This is a genomic window from Streptomyces griseoflavus, from assembly GCF_014649995.1.
Lineage (GTDB): Bacteria > Actinomycetota > Actinomycetes > Streptomycetales > Streptomycetaceae > Streptomyces > Streptomyces griseoflavus.
This window is the reverse complement of sequence record NZ_BMUC01000001.1, coordinates 503,203-521,057: the sequence shown is the minus strand read 5'-3', so window position 1 is coordinate 521,057 and position 17,855 is coordinate 503,203. Positions and strand designations below refer to the sequence as shown.

The 17,855-nt window shown below is 71.9% G+C and carries 17 protein-coding genes; 5 read left to right on the top strand and 12 right to left on the bottom strand.

The window, feature by feature from the left end; genetic code table 11:
* Positions 1-445: 445 nt before the first annotated feature.
* Positions 446-880, top strand: coding sequence for a GNAT family N-acetyltransferase (locus IE172_RS02215; protein WP_306432769.1), 435 nt, complete (start codon positions 446-448; stop codon positions 878-880).
* 68 nt (positions 881-948) lie between these two features.
* Here the strand turns inward: IE172_RS02215 and IE172_RS02210 are convergent, their stop codons facing one another.
* A complete protein-coding gene (locus IE172_RS02210; protein ID WP_190095314.1) occupies positions 949-1,653 on the bottom strand; it encodes a TerB family tellurite resistance protein in 705 nt (234 codons plus the stop codon).
* A 186-nt stretch (positions 1,654-1,839) separates the two neighbouring features.
* Entirely contained in the window at positions 1,840-3,561 is a 1,722-nt protein-coding gene (gene leuA / locus IE172_RS02205; RefSeq protein ID WP_190095313.1) for a 2-isopropylmalate synthase, read from the bottom strand.
* Positions 3,562-3,891: 330 nt separating this feature from the next.
* On the opposite strand from leuA, the gene IE172_RS02200 reads away from it, so the two are divergent.
* From IE172_RS02200 to IE172_RS02190, 3 genes are read left to right on the top strand one after another with little or no spacing between them, the layout of a single operon-like run.
* Entirely contained in the window at positions 3,892-4,962 is a 1,071-nt protein-coding gene (locus tag IE172_RS02200) for a M4 family metallopeptidase (protein ID WP_190095312.1), read from the top strand.
* 21 nt (positions 4,963-4,983) lie between these two features.
* The gene (locus tag IE172_RS02195) at positions 4,984-5,250 is read left to right on the top strand and encodes a protealysin inhibitor emfourin (RefSeq protein ID WP_190095311.1); all 267 of its coding nucleotides are present in this window, start codon (positions 4,984-4,986) and stop codon (positions 5,248-5,250) included.
* A 58-nt stretch (positions 5,251-5,308) separates the two neighbouring features.
* Complete coding sequence (locus tag IE172_RS02190) at positions 5,309-6,622, top strand: GH1 family beta-glucosidase (RefSeq protein WP_190095310.1); 1,314 nt, start codon at positions 5,309-5,311, stop codon at positions 6,620-6,622.
* Between the two features lie 48 nt (positions 6,623-6,670).
* Here the strand turns inward: IE172_RS02190 and era are convergent, their stop codons facing one another.
* The 8 genes from era to IE172_RS02150 all read right to left on the bottom strand — a co-directional run bounded on the left by era (position 6,671) and on the right by IE172_RS02150 (position 14,085).
* Complete coding sequence (gene era / locus IE172_RS02185) at positions 6,671-7,624, bottom strand: GTPase Era (RefSeq protein WP_190095309.1); 954 nt, start codon at positions 7,622-7,624, stop codon at positions 6,671-6,673.
* A gap of 173 nt (positions 7,625-7,797) precedes the next feature.
* Positions 7,798-8,151: a cytidine deaminase-like protein gene (locus IE172_RS02180; protein ID WP_190095308.1), complete on the bottom strand. Its 354-nt coding sequence runs from the start codon at positions 8,149-8,151 to the stop codon at positions 7,798-7,800.
* A 20-nt stretch (positions 8,152-8,171) separates the two neighbouring features.
* Positions 8,172-8,531, bottom strand: coding sequence for an MmcQ/YjbR family DNA-binding protein (locus IE172_RS02175; protein ID WP_190095307.1), 360 nt, complete (start codon positions 8,529-8,531; stop codon positions 8,172-8,174).
* Positions 8,528-9,841, bottom strand: coding sequence for a hemolysin family protein (locus tag IE172_RS02170; RefSeq protein ID WP_190095306.1), 1,314 nt, complete (start codon positions 9,839-9,841; stop codon positions 8,528-8,530). Before IE172_RS02170 ends, IE172_RS02175 begins: the two co-directional genes overlap by 4 nt.
* Complete coding sequence (gene ybeY, locus IE172_RS02165; RefSeq protein ID WP_190095305.1) at positions 9,838-10,335, bottom strand: rRNA maturation RNase YbeY; 498 nt, start codon at positions 10,333-10,335, stop codon at positions 9,838-9,840. Before ybeY ends, IE172_RS02170 begins: the two co-directional genes overlap by 4 nt.
* A gap of 12 nt (positions 10,336-10,347) precedes the next feature.
* On the bottom strand, positions 10,348-11,418 hold the full coding sequence (locus IE172_RS02160) for a PhoH family protein (RefSeq protein WP_190095304.1): 1,071 nt from the start codon (positions 11,416-11,418) through the stop codon (positions 10,348-10,350).
* Between the two features lie 157 nt (positions 11,419-11,575).
* Positions 11,576-12,697, bottom strand: a complete 1,122-nt coding sequence (locus IE172_RS02155) for a carbohydrate kinase family protein (RefSeq protein ID WP_190095303.1) — start codon at positions 12,695-12,697, stop codon at positions 11,576-11,578.
* Between the two features lie 92 nt (positions 12,698-12,789).
* The gene (locus IE172_RS02150) at positions 12,790-14,085 is read right to left on the bottom strand and encodes a glucarate dehydratase family protein (protein ID WP_190095302.1); all 1,296 of its coding nucleotides are present in this window, start codon (positions 14,083-14,085) and stop codon (positions 12,790-12,792) included.
* 462 nt (positions 14,086-14,547) lie between these two features.
* On the opposite strand from IE172_RS02150, the gene IE172_RS02145 reads away from it, so the two are divergent.
* Complete coding sequence (locus IE172_RS02145) at positions 14,548-15,879, top strand: MFS transporter (protein ID WP_190095301.1); 1,332 nt, start codon at positions 14,548-14,550, stop codon at positions 15,877-15,879.
* 51 nt (positions 15,880-15,930) lie between these two features.
* On the opposite strand, the gene IE172_RS02140 is transcribed toward IE172_RS02145, so the two are convergent.
* A complete protein-coding gene (locus IE172_RS02140; RefSeq protein ID WP_190095300.1) occupies positions 15,931-16,923 on the bottom strand; it encodes an adenosine deaminase in 993 nt (330 codons plus the stop codon).
* A 20-nt stretch (positions 16,924-16,943) separates the two neighbouring features.
* Positions 16,944-17,849 carry a ribonuclease Z gene (locus IE172_RS02135; RefSeq protein ID WP_190095299.1) on the bottom strand — a complete coding sequence of 302 codons (906 nt, stop codon included), beginning with the start codon at positions 17,847-17,849 and terminating at the stop codon, positions 16,944-16,946.
* Between the last annotated feature and the right edge of the window lie 6 nt (positions 17,850-17,855).

Here is a 17,855-nt window from a genome sequence, read left to right as displayed (position 1 = left end):
CTCATCGCCGGAGGTCCGTTCTCGGCTGCCCATGCCCCGGGAAGCCAGGGCATCTCCCCTGTGCCACTGCGTCCACCTCCTCGCACCCACCGTCCCCGAGGGGGGACGACAGGTGCTGAGCCCCGAGAGTCCTCTGCCCCTCACACCCTTTACTCAGCCCATCTCCCGGACGGGCGCACATCACTCCCCCGAAGCATGCCCACCTCTCGGGCATGCCTCTCATGCGCCCCCAAAGCCCCCTTGTTGCAGCCGAGTTGGGGACTGACGCTGATGCAGAGCCGCAGACTACACAACACACTCGTACGGAGGACATGCCGAGCGGCGACCAGGTTCACCCGAAGACAGTGAGGCATTGATGACGTCCGAGCTCTGGAACGCACTGCCGGCACGAATCCGGACTTCACCCGCCCGATCCCTCATCCTCCGACAGGCACGGTCGGCGGACGTGGCCGAGTTGCACGTTCTCGACACGCAGGTCTTCGAGGAGGTCGCATACCCCTACTTCCTCATGCGCCAAATGATCGACATGTACCGTCAGCACTGCCTGGTCCTGGATGACGGCGAGCACCTGCACGGATACGTACTGGCGGCGACGAGCATCCTCAACCGTGACAGCTGGATCCTGGGCCTGTGCGTGTCGACGGACCGCCGCGGGGAGGGTCTGGGCCGGGATCTGATGACGGAGATCCTCATCCGGCTGCGCGACGACGGCATCCGCGTCGTCCGACTCACCGTGGAGCCGGGGAACACCGTCGCGGTCGCACTGTACGAATGTCTGGGCTTCGTACCCGAGCAGCCCGACAACGGTTTCCGCAGCGAGTACTTCGGTCCGGGTGAACACCGACTGGTCATGCGCCTCGACCTTCCGGCAGCTGCCTGACTCCCCCAGCAGGGGCGCGCCGGACGTTCCGCGGCCGTGAGGGACGCGCCGGCAGGGGCGGCGGCCCGTCAGGACGGCGTCCGTGCCGCCGCCAGCAGGCGGGTCACGTCCGTCGTGCAGATGGTGAGGGCGGCGCCGACCGTGGCGAGGGCGTCGCGTTCGGCGGGGGTGTAGGGGCCGTCGGCGAGGGCGATGCGGGCGCCCTGGAGGAGGATGGACTCCCGGCCGGGGGCGGCGAGGTGGGGGGCGAGGGGGTCGAGGGCCTCGTGGAGTTCGATGGCGAGGCCCGCCGTGCAGGGTTCGCCGGTGAAGCGGCCGGTGTCCGCCTCCAGGGCCTCGACGAGCGCGGCCAGTTGCTCCTCCGTGCAGTCGTCGAAGCCGGCCGCGCGCACGCCGGTGGCGGCCGTCTCCAGGGAGGCGCGGGAGCAGGTGCCGCCGGCGGCGAGGACCGCGAGGGCGACGGTGTGGACGGCGTCGCGGAGCATCGCGGAGAAGCGGGTGGTGGTGGGGTGGTCCAGGACGTCGGTGCCGAAGTGGCGGCGGCAGGCGGCGCATTCGACGGTCGGCGCGGACTCGCCGCGCGGCAGCACGGGCACGCCGAGCAGGGTGAAGCGGCGGCGTCCGGTGAGCCGCTGGTAGTTGCGGTCACCGCCGCAGCCGGGGCAGAAGAACTCGCCGTCGCCGACGGCGGTCCACGCCGTGCGGATGCCCAGCAGGCGCGACAGTCCGGCAGCGGCAGCCGTATGGCCGTGGGGTCCCCGTTCTGGCAGCACGTCGCACCTCCGTCAGCGCCACGGCAACATCGCCGCGCTTGCGTGATGTTAGCCACATCCGCGACCCGGAGTCAGTACCCCGGGTGTGACCTTTCCGTGACCCCCACAGCCTTTGGCCGGTAAATGACGGGGCTCCGCCCGCCGGAATCGGCGGACGGAGCCCCTCAAACCCCACGAAACGGCAGTTCAGCGCGCCGCGCGGTTGACGGCCGAGACGACCGCCTTCAGCGAGGCCCGCGTGGTGTTCGCGTCGATTCCGATCCCCCACAGAACCTTGTCGCCGATCGCGCACTCGATGTACGAGGCGGCCTGCGCGGAGGCGCCCTCGCTCATGGTGTGCTCCTGGTAGTCCAGCAGGCGTACGTCGATGCCCACGGCGCCCAGTGCGTCGAAGAAGGCCGAGATCGGTCCGTTGCCGGAGCCGGTCAGGGTGGTCTGCTCGCCGTCGACGGTGGCCTCGACGGTGAGGGTGTCCACGCCGTCGCGGTCGGTGGTGGACTGGCCGTTGGCGACCTGGATGCGGCCCCAGGGGTTGTCCGGGTTGGGCAGGTACTCGTCCTGGAAGACGTCCCAGATGGCGGTCGGGGTGATCTCGCCGCCCTCGGCGTCGGTCTTCGCCTGGATGATCTTCGAGAACTCGATCTGCATCCGGCGCGGCAGGTCCAGCTTGTGGTCGTTCTTCAGGACGTAGGCGATGCCGCCCTTGCCGGACTGCGAGTTGACGCGGATGACGGCCTCGTAGGAGCGGCCGACGTCCTTGGGGTCGATCGGCAGGTACGGGACGGCCCACTCGATGTCGTCGACGGTGACGTCCTTGGCCTTCGCCTCGGCCTCCATCGCGTCGAAGCCCTTCTTGATGGCGTCCTGGTGGGAGCCGGAGAAGGACGTGTAGACCAGGTCGCCCACGTACGGGTGGCGCGGGTGGACCTCCATCTGGTTGCAGTACTCCCACGTACGGCGGATCTCGTCGATGTCGGAGAAGTCGATCTGCGGGTCGACGCCCTGGGAGAACAGGTTCATGCCCAGGGTGACCAGGTCGACGTTGCCGGTGCGCTCGCCCTGGCCGAACAGGCAGCCCTCGACGCGGTCGGCGCCGGCCATCAGGGCCAGCTCGGCGGCGGCGACGGCCGTGCCGCGGTCGTTGTGCGGGTGGACCGACAGGCAGACGTGCTCGCGGCGGGACAGCCGGCGGCCCATCCACTCGAAGCGGTCGGCGTGCGTGGAGGGCGTGGAACGCTCGACGGTGGCGGGCAGGTTGAGGATGATCTCGCGGCCCGGGCCGGGCTGGTAGACGTCCATCACCGCCTCGCAGACCTCCAGCGCGAAGTCCAGTTCGGTGTCGGTGAAGATCTCGGGGCTGTACTGGTAGCCGAACTCGGTCTCGTCGCCCAGCAGTTTCTCGGCGTACTCCATCACCAGCCGGGTGCCGTCGACGGCGATCTGCTTGATGTCGTCCTTGGAGCCGCGGAAGACCACGCGCCGGAAGACGGGCGCGGTGGCGTTGTACAGGTGGACCGTGGCGCGCCTGGCGCCCTTCAGGGACTCCACCGTGCGCTCGATCAGGTCCTCGCGGGCCTGGGTCAGTACGGAGATGGTGACGTCGTCCGGGATGGCGTCCGGGTCCTCGATGATGGAGCGCACGAAGTCGAAGTCGGTCTGGCCGGAGGCGGGGAAGCCGACCTCGATCTCCTTGTAGCCCATGGTGACCAGCAGGTCGAACATGGCGCGCTTGCGGGCGGGCGACATGGGGTCGATCAGGGCCTGGTTGCCGTCGCGCAGGTCGGTGGAGAGCCAGCGGGGGGCGGTGGTGATCCGCTGCTGCGGCCAGGTGCGGTCGGCGATGTCGACCTGCTCGTAGCGGCCGTACTTCTGGATCGGCATCGAACTGGGCTGCTGGCGGTTTGCCATGATGCGTGGGCTCCTCGGAGGTCCGCGGGGGTGTCCTGGTGGACGGCCGACGGCGCAGCGCCGAACTCCGCGGGGAGGGGGTCGGCCTCTACTGCAGGCCCTCGCCGCGGCAGCTAAGGAGAAGCAGCCCGAAACGCATGATGCTCCGCAGCTTAACCGAGTGGCCCGCCGTGCGAGGTCTTGTATCAGTATGCGGGACCGCCGGAATGAAGGGGACAAAAAGTGCCGCATACCACTTTCCGGGGCGGCCGGAGGCGGAGTGCCGGGGGATTTCATCCATCATGGTCGCGAGGGGTGACAGGCCGATGACACAGTGCGATGGTTCGGGACATGACCAGGAACGGGGGCTTCGAGCCCGTCTTCTGCACGATCATCCCGCCGCACGTCCTCGACCGGCTCGCGCAGGCCGACGACCCGGCGCTCTCCGGGCCCGCGCGCCGCACCATCCAGCGTGACGCCTACGAGCGCACCCAGCGGCATCTGACCACCGTGGTCGGCGCGCCGGCCGTCGCCGTGCTCGCCGACGCCGAGCCCGGCAAGCCGCACCGCACCGTGTACGACGCCCGGCACGGCACCGACCTGCCGGGGACGAAGGTGCGCGGCGAGGGCGACGCTCCCGGCAAGGACGCCACCGTCAACCGCGCCTACGCCGGTCTCGGCGCCACCTTCGAGCTGCTGCTGAAGGCCTACGGCCGTGACTCCATCGACGGCAACGGGCTGCCGCTGGACGCGACCGTGCACTACGACGAGGACTACAACAACGCCTTCTGGAACGGCGAGCAGATGGTGTTCGGCGACGGGGACGGGGAGATCTTCCTCGACTTCACCAACGCCATCGACGTCATCGGCCACGAACTCGCCCACGGCGTCACGCAGTACACCGCGAACCTGACCTACTACGGGCAGCCGGGCGCGCTCAACGAGTCGGTCTCGGACGTCATCGGCGCGCTCATCAAGCAGTACACGCTCGGCCAGACCGCCGACCAGGCCGACTGGCTGATCGGCGCCGGACTGCTCGCCCCGCGGGTCACCGGCAAGGCGCTGCGCTCCATGAAGGAGCCGGGCACGGCGTACGACGACGACGTGCTCGGCAAGGACCCGCAGCCGGCGACGATGGACGACTACGTCCGCACCGGCCGGGACAACGGCGGGGTGCACATCAACTCCGGCATCCCCAACCACGCCTTCTACCTGGCGGCCACCACCCTCGGCGGGCATGCCTGGGAGCGGGCCGGGCAGGTCTGGTACGACGTGCTGACCGGCGGCGATCTGGAGCAGGACGCGAAGTTCACGGACTTCGCGACGCTGACGGTGAAGGCGGCGCGCGCCCGGTACGGCGACGGCGACGAACTGCAGGCGGTGACCAAGGCCTGGGAGCGGGTGGGGGTGCGGACGCTGTAGTTCCGTACTAGACACGGACCCATGCGCATTCAGGTGAGACGCACGGGCGGGTTCGCGGGCATCGAGCGGCAGGCCGAGGTGGACACCTCGGGACGGGCCGACGCCGATGAGTGGCACGCCCTGGCCGAGGGGGCCCTGGCCGCCGGCCGGGGCACGCCGCCGGCGGGGGTGCCGGACGGCTTCGCCTACCGGATCACGGTGGACGGCCGGTCGGTGTACTGCGCGGATCCCCGGCTGACCCCGCAGCAGCGCGCGCTGATCCGGAGAGTGCTGAAGGAGGGCGCGTAACCGCCTTTCGCCGCAGGGGCGTTGACGCGGTCGGCCGCCTGTGCGGATGATCCGGGCCATGGCGACGACGAAGGCGATGCCCCGTTTCCCGGACGGTTTCCTGTGGGGTGTGTCGACCTCGGCACACCAGATCGAGGGGGCGGTGGACGAGCGGGAGCCGTCCGTGTGGGACGTGTTCTCGGCGGAGCCGGGCCGGGTGCGCGACGGCTCGACGGCGGCGGTGGCCTGCGACCACGTCCACCGTCACGCCGAGGACGTGGCGCTGCTGGCCGGCCTGGGCGTGGACGCGTACCGCTTCTCCGTCTCCTGGCCGAGGGTGCTGGCCAAGGGCGGCCTGGACTTCTACGACCGGCTGGTCGACGACCTGTGCGCGGCGGGCGTACGGCCGGTGCCGACGCTGTTCCACTGGGACCTGCCGGTCGGTCTCGACTGGCTGGAGCGGGACACCGCCGAGCGGTTCGCGGAGTACGTCACGGAGGTCGCCGGGCGGCTGGGCGACCGGGTGACGAAGTGGATCACGCTCAACGAGCCCGCCGAGCACACGCTGCTGGGGCACGCGCTGGGCGTGCACGCGCCCGGCCGGAACCTGCTCTTCGACGCGCTGCCGGTGGCCCACCACCAGTTGCTGGCGCACGGGCTCGCGGTGGGCGCCCTGCGGGCGGCGGGGGCCGGCGACATCGGGATCGCCAACTCGCACGCGCCGACCTGGCCGGCCTCCGAGGACGAGGCGGACGTGACGGCGGCCGGCTTCTACGACGCCCTGCTGAACGGGATGTTCGCCGACCCGCTGCTGCTCGGCCGCTACCCGGAGGGCATCGGCGAGCTGATGCCGGGCGACGTCGAGGCGGATCTGGCGGTCATCGCGGCGCCGCTGGACTGGTACGGGATCAACTACTACGCGCCGACGCGCGTGGGCGCCCCGCAGGGCACGGAGATCGACTTCGGCGGGGTGCGGATGCCGGCCGGACTGCCCTTCTCCGTGCGGGAGATCGAAGGGCATCCGGTGACGGACTTCGGCTGGCCGGTGGTCCCCCGGGCGCTGACGGAGGTCCTCACCACCTTCCGTGCCCGCTACGGCGACCGTCTGCCTCCGGTGGTCGTCACGGAGAACGGCTGCGCGTACGAGGGTCTGGACGACCGGGACCGCATCGCCTACCTCGACGGCCACCTCCGCGCCCTGCACCGGGCGGTGGAGGCGGGTGTGGACGTGCGGGGCTACTTCGTGTGGTCGCTGATGGACAACTTCGAGTGGGCGGAGGGCTTCGCCCGCCGCTTCGGGCTGGTCCACGTCGACTTCGGCACGCTGGAGCGGACCCCGAAGGCGTCGTACGGCTGGTTCAGGGACCTGCTGCGCGAGCAGCGCCGCGGCTGACCCGGACGCGTCGGTCCGCGGCCGCCGCCGCGCGGAAGGCGCGTCCGGTCAGAAACCGAGCCGGCGCAGTTGCTTGGGGTCGCGCTGCCAGTCCTTGGCCACCTTCACGTGGAGGTCGAGGAACACCGGGGTTCCGAGGAGCGCCTCGATCTGCTTGCGGGACTTGATGCCGACGTCCTTCAGGCGCTTGCCCTTGGGGCCGATGACGATGCCCTTCTGGCTGGGGCGCTCGATGAACAGGTTGGCGTGGATGTCGAGGAGGGGCTTGTCGGCGGGGCGGTCCTCGCGCGGGAGCATCTCCTCGACGACCACGGCGATGGAGTGCGGCAGTTCGTCGCGGACGCCTTCGAGGGCCGCCTCGCGGATCAGCTCCGCGACCATGACCTGTTCGGGCTCGTCGGTGAGGTCGCCCTCGGGGTAGAGGGCCGGGCCCTCCGGCATCAGCGGGATGAGGAGGTCGGCCAGCAGGTCGACCTGCCGGCCCTCGGTCGCCGACACCGGGACGATCTCGGACCAGGTGATGCCCAGCTCCCGGCCGAGCTGGTCGACGGCGATCAGCTGTTCGGCGAGGGCGCGGCCGTCCACCAGGTCGGTCTTGGTGACGATCGCGACCTTCGGGGTCTTCTTGATCCCGGCGAGTTCCTTGGCGATGAAGCGGTCTCCGGGGCCGATCTTCTGGTCCGCGGGGAGGCAGAAGCCGATCACGTCGACCTCGGCCCATGTGGTGCGCACCACGTCGTTCAGCCGCTCGCCGAGGAGGGTGCGCGGTTTGTGCAGGCCGGGGGTGTCCACCAGGATCAGCTGCGCGTCCGGGCGGTGCACGATGCCGCGGACGGTGTGCCGGGTGGTCTGCGGCCGGTTGGAGGTGATTGCCACCTTCTGCCCGACCAGAGCGTTCGTGAGGGTGGACTTGCCCGCGTTGGGGCGGCCCACGAAGCAGGCGAAACCGGCCCTGTGGACGGCCTCGGCCGGCTGCTCGGATGACTGGGTACGAACGCTCATGCCGCCCATTGTCCCTGATGCCGGGAGCCCCGCCGCACCACCGTCCGGAACGGGCCGGACCGGACGCCCGTGGGGTGCCCGGTCCGTCCGCCCGGTGCGGTCGGCCCGGTGGGACCGGCCCGGTGGGATCGGTCGAAGACGGACGGGCCCGGCGCCCGGGGGGCCGGCGTGCCTCAGCCCGCGGTGAGCGTCTCCCGTACCGTTCCGTCCGGGCCGGCCAGCAGCAGCGGGGTGCCGGGTCCGCCGAGGTCCCGTACGGCCGCCCGGTCCTCGGGTGACGCCGTCTCCGCCGCCGTCACCACGGCCGCCGCCTCCAGCGACGTCGCACCGGACGCCACGGCCATCGCCACCGCCGTCTGGAGGGCGCTCAGCTTCAGGGAGTCCAGGGCCACGGTCCCCGCGGCGTACGTCCGCCCGGTCTCGTCGCGTACGGCGGCCCCCTCGGGCACTCCGTTGCGGGCCCGTACGGAGCGGGCCAGGGTGACGATCTTGCGGTCCTCGGGGTCGAGCGCGGTGGTGTCGGTCATGATCTGAGGATAAGGGGAGCTCAGGGACGGTCGAGGCGGAGGCGCTCGGCCCGCGGGAGACCGGCCACGACCAGGTCGTAGGAGTCCTCCACCAGCTCCCGGACCAGGCGGTCCGGGAGGGCTCCGTCGACCGTCACGGTGTTCCAGTGGCGCTTGTTCATGTGGTAGCCGGGGACGATCAGGTCCGGGTGCTCGGCGCGGAGCCGGATCGCGTCCTCCGGGTCGCACTTGAGGTTGACCGTGAGGGGCCGCGCGTCCAGGGCCGTGAGGGCGAACAGCTTGCCGCGCACCTTGAACACCGAGGTCTCGGCGTTGAAGGGGAAGTCCTCCACCGCCGCGTTGAAGGACAGGCACAGGGCGCGGAGCTGTCGCGGGGTCACTCCGGACCGGCCCCCTCGTCCTCGCGGGGCGGGTCCGCGGGGCCGTCCGGCTCCACCAGCACCGTCACGATCTTGTTCCGGCGTCCGGCCGACGCCTCCGCGGTCAGCCGCAGCCGGCGCGCGTCGGGCAGTTCGACCACGGACGAGGCGCCCGCGATCGGCACCCGGCCGAGGTGCTTGGCGAGCAGTCCGCCGACGGTCTCCACGTCCTCGTCGTCGTACTCCTCCAGCCCGTACAGCTCGCCGAGGTCGGTGATGTCCAGGCGGGCGGTGACCCGGTAGCGGTCCTCGCCCAGCTCCTCGACGGGCGGGATCTCCCGGTCGTACTCGTCGGTGATCTCGCCGACGATCTCCTCGAGGATGTCCTCGATGGTGACGATGCCCGCGGTGCCGCCGTACTCGTCGACGGCGACGGCGACGTGCCGGCGCTCCTTCTGCATCTCGCGCAGCAGGTCACCGGCGTTCTTGGTGTCGGGCACGAAGAACGCGGGGCGCATCGCGGTGGACACCAGTTCGCTCTCGGCGTCCCGGCTGATGTGCGTCTTGCGGGCGAGGTCCTTGAGGTAGACGATCCCGACGATGTCGTCCTCGCTCTCGCCGGTCACCGGTATCCGGGAGAACCCGGAGCGCAGGGCGAGGGTGAGGGCCTGCCGGATGGTCTTGTACCGCTCGATGACCACCAGGTCGGTGCGCGGCACCATCACCTCGCGCACGAGCGTGTCGCCCAGCTCGAAGACGGAGTGCACCATCCGGCGCTCCTCGTCCTCGATCAGCGACTCCTTCTCCGCGAGGTCCACCATCGCGCGCAGCTCCGCCTCGGAGGCGAAGGGGCCGCGCCGGAAGCCCTTGCCGGGGGTGAGCGCGTTGCCGATGAGGATGAGCAGCGACGGGATCGGGCCCATGATCCTGGCGAGCGGCACCAGGACGTACGCGGCGGCCGTGGCGGTGTTGAGCGGGTGCTGGCGGCCGATGGTGCGCGGGGACACCCCGACGGCGACGTAGGAGACGAGGACCATGACCGCGATGGCGATCAGCAGGGCCTCGGCCGTGCCGTCGAACTCGCGCAGGCAGCCGTAGGTGATGAGGGAGGCGGCGGCCATCTCGCAGACGACGCGCACCAGCAGCGCCACGTTGAGGTAGCGGGTGGGGTCGGCGGCGATCCGGGCGAGCTTGGCGCTGCCCCGGCGGCCGGACCGTACGGCCTCCTCGGCGCGGAAGCTGGAGACGCGGGCGATGCCGGCCTCCGCGGAGGCGGCCAGCCAGGCGACCACGACGAGGGCGATCGCGCCGAGGACGAGGGTCGGACTCATGACACGGTCGGGGCCGGGGACGGGCCGGTCAGGCCCTTCTCCGCGCGCCAGCCGTCCACGATGGCCGCCTGGAGGCCGAACATCTCGGCCTTCTCGTCCGGCTCCTCGTGGTCGTAGCCCAGCAGGTGCAGCACACCGTGGACGGTGAGCAGTTGCAGCTCCTCGTCCATGGTGTGCCGCGTCGGTGCGTCCTGGCCCTGCCGGGCGGCGACCTCCGGGCAGAGCACGATGTCGCCGAGCAGCCCCTGCGGGGGCTCGTCGCCGTCCTTGGACGGCGGCCGCAGCTCGTCCATCGGGAACGACATGACGTCCGTCGGCCCGGGCAGGTCCATCCACTGGATGTGGAGCTGCTCCATGGCGCCGGCGTCCACGACGATCACCGAGAGTTCGGAGAGCGGGTGGATGCGCATGCGGGCGAGCGCGTAGCGGGCGATGTCGAGAATCGCCTGCTCGTCGACCTCGGTTCCGGACTCGTTGTTGACGTCGATCGACATCTGCTGCTCGGTCTACTTCCCCTTGTGCCCGGACCTGCCGCGGCCGCCCTTGTGGGTGCCGTTCTGGGTGCCGTGCGTGCTGTCGTACTGCTCGTACGCGTCGACGATACGGCCCACCAGCTTGTGCCGGACGACATCCTGGGACGACAGCCGGGAGAAGTGGACGTCGTCCAGGCCCTCCAGGATGTCCTGCACCTGCCGCAGCCCGGACTTGGTGCCGTCCGGCAGGTCGACCTGCGTGACGTCACCCGTGATCACGATCTTCGAGTCGAAGCCGAGGCGGGTGAGGAACATCTTCATCTGCTCGGGGCTGGTGTTCTGGGCCTCGTCGAGAATGATGAAGGCGTCGTTCAGTGTGCGGCCGCGCATGTACGCCAGCGGTGCGACCTCGATGGTCCCGGCCGCCATCAGCCGGGGGATCGAGTCGGGGTCGAGCATGTCGTGCAGCGCGTCGTAGAGCGGGCGCAGGTAGGGGTCGATCTTCTCGTAGAGCGTGCCCGGGAGGAAGCCGAGCCGCTCCCCCGCCTCGACCGCCGGCCGGGTCAGGATGATGCGGTTGACCTGCTTGGACTGCAGGGCCTGCACCGCCTTGGCCATGGCCAGGTACGTCTTGCCGGTGCCGGCGGGGCCGATGCCGAAGACGATGGTGTGCTTGTCGATCGCGTCCACGTAGCGCTTCTGGTTGAGCGTCTTGGGGCGGATCGTACGGCCGCGCGAGGACAGGATGTTCTGCGTGAGCACCTGGGCCGGGGTCTCCTGGCCGTCGCTCTCCCCGTTCTCGCTCGCCTTGAGCATGGCGATCGAGCGTTCCACTGCGTCCTCCGTCATCGGCTGCCCGGTGCGCAGCACCAGCATCATCTCGTCGAACACGCGCGAAACGAGGGCGACCTCCGTCGCGTCGCCGACCGCGCTGATCTCGTTGCCCCGGACATGGATGTCGGCCCCCGGGAAGGCCTTCTCGATCACACGCAGGAGGGAGTCCCCGGAACCCAGCACGGTCACCATGGGGTGCTGGGCGGGGACGGTGAGCTGCACTTTCGCCTGTCCCTGCGCGGGTGTGCGATCTGTGGGTGTCTGAGTCATGGGCCGGCTCTGTAGGCCTGCTGGTCCTCCTCGTCAGGGCCGCGCACCGGAGGGCGGCCTCGCGATTCCCAGGGTACGACGCAGGACCGACAAGCCCGTAGGACTTTTCGTACGGCCTCGCCGCCGCGGCGCCGGTACGGCGGCGGCGCCCGGGGCGTCAGGCCGACCGGCGGAAGCCGATCGTCGGCACCGCCCGCCGCAGCGGCCACGGCCGCACGAGTTCCTCCGACACCAGGCCGGCGAGGAACGCGTACCGCCGCAGCGCCGAGGGGTCCTGCCCCTCGACCGACTGCACCCTGCGCCACCACGCCCCGATCTCCGCCCACCCCGGTGCCGACAGCGACCCCCCGAACTCCTGGACGGACAGCGCCGCCGTGAGCCCCGCGAAGGCGAGCCGGTCGGCCAGCGGCCACCCCGCCAGGCTGCCCGTGACGAACCCGGCCACGAACACGTCCCCGGCCCCGGTCGGGTCCAGCGCCTCCACCTCGATCGCCGGCACCGAAGCCGTCTCGCCGGTGCGCCGGTCCACCGCGTACGCGCCCTGCGCGCCCAGGGTGACCACCGCGACCGGCACGTGCTCGGTCAGGGCGTGCGCGGCGGCGCGCGGGCAGTCCGTGCCGGTGTACCGCATGGCCTCGTCCGCGTTCGGCAGGAACGCCTCGCAGTGCCGCAGGTCGGGCAGTCCGGCGAGGTCCCACGCCCCGCTGTCGTCCCAGCCGACGTCGCCGAAGATCCTCGCCCCCTTGCGCGCGGCCTGGGCGATCCAGGGCGCGCCGCGTCCGGGTGTGAGGGAGGCGACGGCGGCCCGCGCGCGCGGCGGGCAGTCGGGTGCCGGTTCCTCCGGGGGCGGTTCGTGGCCGTGGGAGACCATCGTGCGCTCGCCCTCGTACGCCATGGAGACGGTGACCGGCGAGTGCCAGCCGGGCACGGTGCGCGAGGGGGAGAGGTCGATGCCCTCGCCCTGCTCCAGCGTGTCCCAGCAGTACTCGCCGTAGTGGTCGCTGCCGAAGGCCGCCGCGAGGGAGGTGCGCAGGCCGAGCCGGGCCAGGGCGGTGGCCATGTTGGCGACGCCGCCGGGGCTCGACCCCATCCCGCGTGCCCAGGACTCGGTCCCGCGCACCGGCGCGGAGTCGAGGCCGGTGAAGACGATGTCGAGGAAGACCGTGCCGGTGAGGTACACGTCCCAGGGCGGGTCGTGAGGTGTGCGCAGGGCGGCGAGGGGGTCGAGCGGGGACGGTCGGCCGGCTCCCTCGTCGCGTGCCTTCCCGGTGGACGCCATCACGGTGCGCTCCCTGACATGGTGCGGATCAGGCCAGTGTGCACCACACCACCGGCGACGGGACGGCCGTCGCTCCGGGCGCCCCGGGCGGGTCACCAGCGCGGCATCGGCGGGGTGGTCCAGTCCGGGTCGGTGACCCGCATCGCCGCCGCGTCGTCGCGGTCCCGCAGCGAGCCGTCGTCGTCGAGCCATCGCCGGTGGAGGAGGGCGAGCCGGTCGCGGTCGAGTTCCACGCCGAGGCCGGGGGCGTCGGAGACCCGCACGGCGCCGTCGTCGAAGCGGAGCCGCTCGGTGAGGACGTCCTCCGACTGCCAGGGGTAGTGGGAGTCGCAGGCGTGGCGCAGACCGGGCACGGTGGCCGCCACGTGGGTCATCGCGGCGAGGCTGATCCCCAGGTGCGTGTTGGAGTGCATGGAGACGCCCACGCCGAAGGTGCGGCAGATCGCGGCGAGGTGCTGGGTGTTGCGCAGTCCGCCCCAGTAGTGGTGGTCGGAGAGGACGATCTGCACGGCGTTCCGGGTGAAGGCCTCCTCGATCTCGGCGAACGTCGTCACGCACATGTTGGTGGCGAGCGGCACCCCGGCGCGGGCGGCGACCTCGGCCATGCCGGGGGTGCCGAGGGTGGGGTCCTCCAGGTACTCCAGGAGGCTTCCGAGTTCCCCGGCGACCTTCAGTGAGGTCTCCACGGACCAGGCGCCGTTGGGGTCGAGGCGCAGGGGGTGGCCGGGGAAGGCGTCGGCGAGGGCGCGGACGGCGGCGATCTCCTCGTCCGGCGGGAAGACGCCGCCCTTGAGCTTGAAGGACGTGAACCCGTACCGCTCCTTGAACCGGCGGGCCTGCTCGACGACTCCGGCCGGGTCGAGGGCGGCGCCCCAGTCGTCCTCCTGCGCGGTGACGCCCTCGGGGTGGTGCGCCCGCCGGTAGAAGAGGTAGGCGCTGTACTCGACGGTGTCGCGCACCTTGCCGCCGAGCAGCGTGTGCACGGGCAGGCCGAGGCTCTTGCCGAGGGCGTCGAGGCAGGCGACCTCGAAGGCGGAGAGCACGGACAGGCGCAGCTTGTCGGCGGTCTGCACGCCGCGCAGTCCGCCCGCGTCGACCCGGCCGGAGATCCGGGAGGCGTCGACGGCGGTCCGGCCGGCCTCGGAGAACAGCCGGTTGAGGTCGTCGGCGCGGCGGCCGGTCAGCCGGTCCGCGAGCGGCCGGGCCAGTTCCAGGTACTTGGTGTCGCCGTAGGTCTCGCCGAGTCCGGTGCTCCCGTCGGCGGTGACCACCTCCACGATCAGGCGGGGGGTGTGGGGCTGGTGGACGCCCTGGGTGTTGAGCAGGGGCGGGTCGGCGACGAGGACCGGCGTCAGGCGGATGTCCGTGATGGTCAGATCGCGGTTCACGGTGCGGCTCCCAAGGGGTCGTGCGCGGTCCTGGATCTCGACGGCTGTTCACGTAGGGGAATGCAGGCTAGGTAGGCGAATCGCGGGCGTCAATGGCGCGACCCGCTTCCGGGAGCCGGCCGACGCGCCGGGACAGGGCTGCCGCACACTTACGTGCGGGTGCCACGGATGGCCCGGCCGCCGGTGGAACGCGGATGCGGATCGTCGCCCGGGACGGTGGGTCCGGCCGACAACCGAGGCCGGGGTCGCCGCAGGTGACGGCACGTTTCGGCGGTGACGGCCGACGCGGCTACCCGCACTGCCGAGGAGCCAAACCACTAAGTGATGTAGATCACATCGGGCGCCCTCCCGTTGCCCTCCCCCGGCTTGATACAAATTGCCCGCGCGCTCCTGTCGGTCGACGGTCGTCGCTCCCCTTCCTTGCTTTACGCACCGTCCCTTTCGCATGCCCTGGGAACGCCCGTGTTCGCCCCTCGCACCACGCCCTGGCCCCTCGTCGCCCTTTTCACGGCCGGGTACCTCGCCCCCTATCTGCTGCCGACCACCGTCGGCCGGCTGGAACGCGGGCTCGGCCTCTCCGCCACCCAGGCCGGGGCCGTCGGCAGCGCCCTGCTGCTGAGCTCCGCCACCGCCGGTTTCCTGCTGGCCTCCCGCGTGGAACGCGTGGGGGCGCGGGCGCTGGCCCGGCTGGGTCTCGTCCTCGCCGTCGTCGGCTACGGCGGGGCCACCCTCACCAGCGCCGTACCGGCCGTCGTCGCCGGCGCGGTGATCGGCGGCTTCGGCTCCGGTACGGCCACCACGGTCGCCGCCACCCGGATCGCCGCCGAACGGGACCCGCACCGGGCCTCCACGCTCGGCCTGCTCAGCGTCTCCGCGCTGGCGGGCCTGGTGTACCTGACGGTGCCCCACCTGCCGGGCCACGGACTGACCCTGGCCGCCATCGCCCTCACGGCGCTGGCCGTCTGGCCGCTGACCGCGCGGCTGCCCGCCGGCACCCCCGGCCCCCGCCCCAGCGGGCCCGACCGGGCCGCCTCCCGCCTGCCGCACCGGCGTTCGGGAATGGTGCTGGCCGGCGCCATGCTGCTGTGGTCGCTCGCCCAGAACGCCCTGTGGGGCGTGAGCGGACGCATCGGTGTCAGCCAGGCACACCTGTCCGAACCGACCGTGGGCGTCGTCTTCGCGGTGGCTCTCGGCGCCGGTCTGCTGGGCGTCCTCGGCGCGGGCGCGCTGGGCTCGCGGCTCGGCCGCGCGCTGCCCATCGGCGGCGGCACCGTCGTCATCGCGGGCTGCATCGCGCTCAGCGCCTCGGCGACCGGGCTGGGCACTTTCGCGGCGGGCGAGATCGCCTGGAACACGATCTACCCGGTGGTGCTGTCGTACCTGATCGGCCTCGCCGCCTCGCTGGACCCGCGCGGTCGCTGGGCCGTACTGGTCGGCTCGGCGTCCGCCCTGGGTACGGCGGCGGGCCCGCTCACCGGCAGCGTGCTGTCCGCGCAGGCCGGGTTCCCGGTGATGGGCGCGGTGCTGGGGGTCGGTCTGCTGCTGGTCGCGCTGCCGATGACGGCGGTCGCGCTGCACACCGGCGGACGCCCGCTGCTGCCGGGAGCGGTCCGCCGCCGGGGCGGGCACCCCGCGGCACTGGTGGCCGCCGCGACCGGCACCCCCTCGGGTGTCGTGCCGGAGGTCGGCGCGCCCGAACAGCCGGTGGTGGAGATCCCCCTGGACGGCACCCCCGCCCCGGCCCAGCGCGCCTACGACACGGCGGCGGCCACCCGGGCACCGGGGGCTCCCTGACACGGACGTGCCGCCGTGTTCCCGCGCGGGCACGGCGACACGGCGGGTGCGTCAGCCGAAGTCGTACGCCTCCACCTCGGCGAGGTACCGCGCCCGCAGTTCCTCGTCGTCCTCCAGGAAGGAGGCGAGGAAGGAGTTGCGGGCCAGCTCGCGGAGCCGCTCCGGGGACAGCCCCAGCGTCTCGCGCACCGCGTCGAAGTTGTCGCCCGCGTACCCGCCGAAGTAGGCCGGGTCGTCGGAGTTGACCGTGCACATCAGCCCCGCGTCGAGCATCGCGGGCAGCGGATGACCGGCGAGGGTGTCGACCGTGCGCAGCCGCACGTTGGACAGCGGGCACAGCGTCAGCGGGACCCGCTCCCGCACCAGCCGCTCCACCAGCGCCAGGTCCTCCACGCAGCGCAGCCCGTGGTCGACCCGCTCCACCCCGAGCACGTCCAGCGCCTCGGTGATGTACTCCGGCGGCCCCTCCTCACCGGCGTGCGCCACGCGCCGCAGCCCCAGCGCGGCGGCGGCCTCGTACACCTCGCGGAACTTCACCGGCGGATGCCCGACCTCGGCCGAGTCGAGTCCGACGCCGGTGATCCGGTCCAGGTACGGCTTCGCGGCGTCCAGCGTGGCCAGGGCCGACTCCGCGGACTCGTCCCGCAGGAAGCACATGATCAGCCGGGTGGACACACCGTGCGTCCGCTCGCTCCTGCCCAGCGCCCGCCACAGCCCCTCGACCACCGTCTCCATGCCGACGCCCCGCGCGAGGTGCGCCTGCGGGTCGAAGAAGATCTCCGCGTGCCGCACGCCCTGCGCGGCGGCGCGGACGAGGTAGGCGTCGGCGAGGTCCTCGAAGTCCCGCTCGGTGCGCAGCACCGCCATCAGCTCGTAGTACAGGTTCAGGAAGGACTGGAGGTCCTCGAAGCGGTACGCCTCGCGGAGCGCCTCGGTGTCGGCGTAAGGGAGTTCGACGCCGTTGCGCGCGGCGAGGGCGAAGGCGAGCTCGGGCTCCAGCGTGCCTTCGATGTGAAGGTGAAGTTCGGCTTTCGGTACGGGCATCAAACAATCGTACGGCCGTGTCACCGACGCTTCGGAAGCGCCACCCGTTCAAGATCCCGCGCCACGGTCAGCTCGCCCTCGTACCCGGCCGCCCGCGCCTGCCGCTCGAACTCCTCCGGGTCGGTGTAGCGCTGGCTGAAGTGGGTGAGGACGAGATGCCGTACGCCCGCCTCCCGCGCCACCCGGGCCGCCTGCCCGGCGGTCAGGTGGCCGAACTCGACGGCCAGTGCCTCGTCCTCGTCGAGGAACGTCGACTCGATGACGAGCATGTCGCAGCCCTCGGCGAGCGCGTACACCCCGTCGCAGAGCCGGGTGTCCATGACGAACGCGAACCGCTGCCCGCGCCGCACCTCGCTGACCTCCTCCAGCGTGACCCCGTCCAGCGAGCCCTCGCGCTGGAGACGGCCGACGTCCGGCCCCGTGATGCCGTGCGCGGCCAGCCGACCGGGCAGCATGCGCCGGCCGTCCGGCTCGACCAGCCGGTATCCGTACGCCTCGACGGGGTGGGAGAGCCGGCGTGCCTCCAGCGTGTAGCCGGGGGTGCGGGCGAGGGGGCCGTCGGCGTCGACGGGGGCCTCGGTGAGGGTGACGGTCTCGCGGTAGGCGGTCGCGTACCGCAGACGCTCGAAAAAACGCTGCCCGGAGCGCGGGTAGTGGGCGGTGACCTCGTGCGGCACCTTGTCGAGGTTGACGCGCTGGATCACTCCGGCCAGCCCGAGGGAGTGGTCGCCGTGGAAGTGGGTGACGCAGATCCGGTTCAGGTCGTGGGCGGCGACCCCGGCGCGCAGCATCTGGCGCTGCGTGCCCTCGCCGGGGTCGAACAGGATGCCCTCGCCGTCCCAGCGCAGCAGGTAGCCGTTGTGGTTGCGGTGCCGGGTGGGGACCTGGCTGGCGGTGCCCAGCACCACCAGTTCACGTACGGACAAGGCGGC

What these genes read in the sequence shown, in the direction of transcription:
- leuA (WP_190095313.1), bottom strand. Translation starts at nt 3,561, where the DNA reads ATGGCAAACCGCCAGCAGCCCAGTTCGATGCCGATCCAGAAGTACGGC.
- IE172_RS02200 (WP_190095312.1), top strand. Translation starts at nt 3,892, where the DNA reads ATGACCAGGAACGGGGGCTTCGAGCCCGTCTTCTGCACGATCATCCCG.
- IE172_RS02195 (WP_190095311.1), top strand. Translation starts at nt 4,984, where the DNA reads ATGCGCATTCAGGTGAGACGCACGGGCGGGTTCGCGGGCATCGAGCGG.
- IE172_RS02190 (WP_190095310.1), top strand. Translation starts at nt 5,309, where the DNA reads ATGGCGACGACGAAGGCGATGCCCCGTTTCCCGGACGGTTTCCTGTGG.
- era (WP_190095309.1), bottom strand. Translation starts at nt 7,624, where the DNA reads ATGAGCGTTCGTACCCAGTCATCCGAGCAGCCGGCCGAGGCCGTCCAC.
- IE172_RS02180 (WP_190095308.1), bottom strand. Translation starts at nt 8,151, where the DNA reads ATGACCGACACCACCGCGCTCGACCCCGAGGACCGCAAGATCGTCACC.
- IE172_RS02170 (WP_190095306.1), bottom strand. Translation starts at nt 9,841, where the DNA reads ATGAGTCCGACCCTCGTCCTCGGCGCGATCGCCCTCGTCGTGGTCGCC.
- ybeY (WP_190095305.1), bottom strand. Translation starts at nt 10,335, where the DNA reads ATGTCGATCGACGTCAACAACGAGTCCGGAACCGAGGTCGACGAGCAG.
- IE172_RS02160 (WP_190095304.1), bottom strand. Translation starts at nt 11,418, where the DNA reads ATGACTCAGACACCCACAGATCGCACACCCGCGCAGGGACAGGCGAAA.
- IE172_RS02155 (WP_190095303.1), bottom strand. Translation starts at nt 12,697, where the DNA reads ATGGCGTCCACCGGGAAGGCACGCGACGAGGGAGCCGGCCGACCGTCC.
- IE172_RS02140 (WP_190095300.1), bottom strand. Translation starts at nt 16,923, where the DNA reads ATGCCCGTACCGAAAGCCGAACTTCACCTTCACATCGAAGGCACGCTG.